Origin of the sequence: Flavobacterium sp. UBA4854, assembly GCF_002399805.1 — a bacterium.
Lineage (GTDB): Bacteria > Bacteroidota > Bacteroidia > Flavobacteriales > Flavobacteriaceae > Flavobacterium > Flavobacterium ginsengisoli.
In genome coordinates, this window is sequence record NZ_DHEI01000123.1 from 30870 (window position 1) to 31805 (window position 936).

Sequence of the window (936 nt, forward strand, 5' to 3'; positions counted from 1 at the left end):
GAAGAAGATTCTTATGAAACTTTAGGAGGTTTTATAGTCAATCATACAAAAGAAATCCCACAAAAAGGAGATAAAATTGTAATAGATAAGTTTCATTTTCGCATTGAAGAGGCGTCAAATAAGAAAATAGAACTAGTCAAATTGACAATTAAAGAGTGAATTTTTAAATTAATGAAAAAAAATGTGTAAAATAAAACGCTAGTTGTATTGTTATTAACTAGATAATTGTATTTTCGCAAACTGAATATAAAATTAACGATAATAAAATGGCAGTTTTAGCAAAAATTAGACAGCGTTCCGCTTTATTGATAGGAGTTATTGCACTTGCATTATTTGCATTTATAATACAAGATCTATTTACAAGAGGAACATTTGGTCAAAGTTCAAAAGATGTAGGAAGCATCGATGGAAAAGATATTTCATTTGAAGACTTTAGAGTTAAAGTTAGTAATGTTGAAAAAAGTGGGCAAGGTATAACTTCCACTGAAGCTGCAAACAGAGTTTGGGATCAAGAAGTTTCAATCGCTTTATTGTCATCTCAATTTGATAAATTAGGATTGAGAGTTGGTGAAAAACACATTTTAGAGGTTTTGAAATCAGATCCAAATATTGGTAAAAACCCAATGTTTTTAAATGCAGCAGGAATGTTTGATGTTGCTAAGTTTAAAGATTATTTTAAAACAAACCCAGAAGCAGCACAATACATCTCTCAAAAAGAGAAAGATGCTGAATTGAATGCTAAGTTTCAAATCTATAATACTTTAATCAAATCAGGACTTTACACAACTGCTAGTGAAGGAAAGTTAAAGTATGAAATGGAAGCTAATAAAGTGAGTTTTGCATATGCAGCTGCTCCTTATTCTTCTATTAAAGATAGTGAAGTTAAAATCTCTGATGATGAGATCGTAGCTTACATGAAGAAAAACGAGAAAAAAT

2 protein-coding genes are annotated in these 936 nt (G+C 29.8%); both read left to right on the plus strand.

The annotated features are described in order from the left end of the window. Positions 1 to 159: transporter associated domain-containing protein (locus B3J44_RS18180; protein ID WP_286970180.1), on the plus strand; the 159-nt coding region annotated here is incomplete at its 5' end. A gap of 107 nt (positions 160 to 266) precedes the next feature. After that, the coding region (locus B3J44_RS18185) for a SurA N-terminal domain-containing protein (protein WP_286970173.1) at positions 267 to 936 on the plus strand (670 nt) is incomplete at its 3' end.